The 3,618-nt window shown below is 48.6% G+C and carries 1 protein-coding gene; it reads right to left on the bottom strand.

Annotated features, from left to right (window positions below):
• The coding region (locus O0S10_RS10375) for a beta strand repeat-containing protein (RefSeq protein ID WP_268925809.1) at positions 1-3,598 on the bottom strand (3,598 nt) is incomplete at its 3' end.
• Positions 3,599-3,618: the final 20 nt, after the last annotated feature.

The raw sequence follows: 3,618 nt of genomic DNA, 5'->3' as shown, positions 1-3,618 counted from the left end.
AGGAGAGGCCGGTTACGACGGAGAGAGTGGCACTTCCGTCGTTGAAGAGGACACGGAGTGCGCCGTCCATGTTGCCGGAGCCGCCGGAGGATGCCGGCTGGGGTCCGGGGCTCGGTGCGGTGTAGGTGTATGCGGCAAGAACATAGCTTGAGAAGCTGCTGCCTTTCACGGTAAATATGTAATTGCCGTCCTTTGACTCTCCAGTTCCACCAAGCGGACCCTCGATCGTTCCGTCGTCTTTGACATGGAATACTTTGATTTTACCCAAACTGTTTTTCGTGATCTGGTTTGCCCAGTCAAGCGGAACGGTGAAGGTGACTGCAATACCGTCCTTGGTAATGTTCTCGTTGATCTTGGTGACGTTTTCACCTTTTGCGGTGATCATGGAGACAAACGTGTACTTACCCGCGTCAGCAAGTTTATCTGTAAGTTTCTTCTCTACCGTTGTGTTGTAAGAGGGATCAATTTCAGGCAGATAGTTGGTTACGTTCTTTCCGAGATTGATTGCGAGTGCATATTCTGCGGCAATCGATGTTTTAGATGAACTTACCACTGTGTTGGCCGGATAGGTAACCACGGCTTCGGTGACGTTTCCGCTGATTTGTCCCTCACTCGTAGTTGCACCGTCTGCGAAGGTGAGTTTCAGTGTTACACCGGCATCGTCCTTGATGGTTGCAACGTCTTTACCGGATTCTTGTTTAATATCTACCACACTGTTGTTTGAGATGGTTGTCTTGCCAGTAGCGTCGGTTTCAACGTTGGACACCGGCAGATTTGGTGTAGCCGCCTGATAGACGGTGATGAGAATTGTTTTCGAGACCTTGTCGGCACCGTCTCCGGAGCTTACCGTGAGGTTGGTTGTTCCGACTTTCACCGGGCTGTAGGTGACAGAGTTGCTGGAGATTTTGGTCAGACTGATAATGTTCTCGGTTCCGACCTCCCACGTAAAGTTTGCCGAGACTCCGCCGGTGAAGGTTGCGGTAAGGGTTTCACTCTTTCCGGTTTTGTTCTCAATGGAGAGGTTACCGTCGATTTCAATAGTCTTGGCCGGCTCACCAATCTCTACCAGCGGATGCAGGTCAGCGACCGGGAGTCCGGCGGCTTTTGCTGCATCGGCATCGGCGAAGGTCATGTAGCCGGTGGTGCTCTTCTGCTTTTCGGACCACGCTCCCCACCAGTTTCCTGTGTATTGTTTGTCACTGTCGGTGGAGTTCCATTTGATCGTGTATCCGGGTGTTAGCTCAGTGAGTTTGACGTACTTTGCCACGTCAACATCGGTGATATTGAACCTGTTGTTGTAGATCGTGCTTGTGCCGCTGAAGGTTACGTTGTTTGCGTAGAATGCGGTGACGTTCTTGCCAGTTTCAGCGCTTCCGGATATGCTGTTGTTATACATATCAAGATTGATGGATGTGCTGATTGTAGCATTCACGTTCCTTAGATAGATACCTGAGTTTTTGTTGGACTTCTCCGCATCTGCTTCCTTTCCTGCTTTCAGATTCAGAATGGTGTTGTTCGTAATTGTGTAGTTGAGAATGGTCTGCGTGTTATCATTAGTGGCAACTTTGTTGTTCTGATCCATGTGGATACCGGAGAAGTACTTTCCATCGTTAGTGGTAACATCCTTGAAGTCAATTGTGTTCTTATTGATCAAAATGCCGTTTTTCGGCGCCTTTGTAAGATGATACGTCCGCATACCGGTACTGCCGGAGTTTCCTGCAATACCCGGATAGATGGTGTTTTCTTCGATGGTTAATTTGTCAGAAATGGATGCTTCTTCCACTGCGATACCGAACGAGGTTCCGTGATTTCCAACGGGTTGTGTTTCCGCATTGTTCGTGGATTTTGCGCCATGGATCGTGTTGTTGGTAATGGCCACTGTTTTGTGGGTACCTGTGACACGCACTATCATCGTCTGATTGCCGCTCTCAGCCTGTGACATGTTGAACGTGCTGTCTGACAGGGTGAATTCACTGGTGTCGCTGCCAGTGGGGGTTGATACATAGACCGCAGTCAGAAACATCGCCGGATTATCCTTATTTTCCTTGAAGGAGTCATCTGCAACCAGATTCAGGTTTTTCAGGGTTACACTCTTTCCGGTCACATTAACTGCGGTATAATGATTACTCTGCTTTGTGGGACTCTTGGCGGTGATCTGGTTGCCGTTACCGTCCAGCGTGACGCTGTCGGCGGTGATCTGGATACCGGTGCCGGTGGTGCTGAACGCGTCCATCAGCTTGTACTTGGCATTTTCACCGTCAAGTTCCAACGTGTAACCGTTCGTGGCGTCGCCAGTCCAGTCCGCAACACCCGTCAGGTTTACGCCGCGGTAGAGCAGGTTGTTGCCGCTCGTAGAATCCTTGATGGAGATACCCCCGGTGATCGTACTGTTGCCGGAGTTCTGAATCGTAACTGCACTCAGCAGAGTATCGTTGTTCGTCTTGAATGTACCGCCGGAGATGGCGACCTTCTTCAGGGCAGTTCCTTGGTGAGCAGAACCATATCCTTCATAGAACGCAGACTGGTTTACACTTGTGAACGTACCGCCATTGATGGTGATGTTGACGTTTTGCGCATAGGCACTGTTGGTAGTAATACTCACCGCACCACCCGTTGCTTCAGAGCCACCGCTCCATGACGTTGCCGGTGTGCGATACACACCATTTCCGGTAAACGAACCGCCATTGATGGTGAAGTTACCGGATTTGATGCTGAGTGCTTCATCACCGGTAAGAGTGGCATTATTTTCAATCGCCCAGTTACCATATCCAGCTGCATAGACAGCAGGGCCATCATCGTTATTCAGATTGCCTGATGAACCTTGAATACCGTAAATCTTAGCAGTGCTGCGTATTGTTATCTGAGGAACAAAAGCGAGCAGATTATCTTCCGTTGGTTTCTTTACCAAACCATTAATAGTCAGTCCTCCACTGCCGCCATCCGACTTTTGTGATGCACAGCCTTGTAAGGTACCGGCAACATCTAATGAAACATTATATGCATAGCCGTTAGTATTCATGATGCCAACAGCCCAAGAATATCCCATAATAGTGGTATGTTCGCCAATTTTTACAGAAGATGCAATGGTTCCGGTTCCAGAATCTCCAAAAATGGCTAAAGGTGTTGCATTGATACTGTTAAGTGTTCCTGACTGGAAATCAAGAGATCCATTCTTTACAACAAGAGCGCTCAGACCGGGATATGTGTCTTTGCCATCCTTTGTTACCTTTTTTGTGGTGTTCCACCCAATGGTTCCATTTTTAATAACTAAGTTTCCACCATTGATGGTAATCAGATTTTTACCATATTCAAAGTTAGAGTTTGAAGTATTGCTAATGGTATGACCACCCAGATCAAGCGTAATGTTACTGCCAGAATCTAAGGTCAAATTACCCGAAGCATTTGCAATATCACCACTCAGGGTGATCGTCTTTTCTCCAGAGAAGTTCCCGGATAACTGCTCCCACGTAGAAACACTTACCTCCGTCGCACTGACAGCTCCTGCCATCAGCGTACACACAAGCAGGAGCGCTGCGAGCAGCACCACACCGCGCCGCATCAGCCCTCCTGTATCACGGGGACATTTCATCCCATTCATTCGTTGCATCATAAAATACT

The sequence above is a fragment of the Methanocorpusculum petauri genome (genome assembly GCF_026891975.1).
GTDB lineage: Archaea > Halobacteriota > Methanomicrobia > Methanomicrobiales > Methanocorpusculaceae > Methanocorpusculum > Methanocorpusculum petauri.
This window is presented reverse-complemented; position numbering and strand designations above follow the sequence as displayed.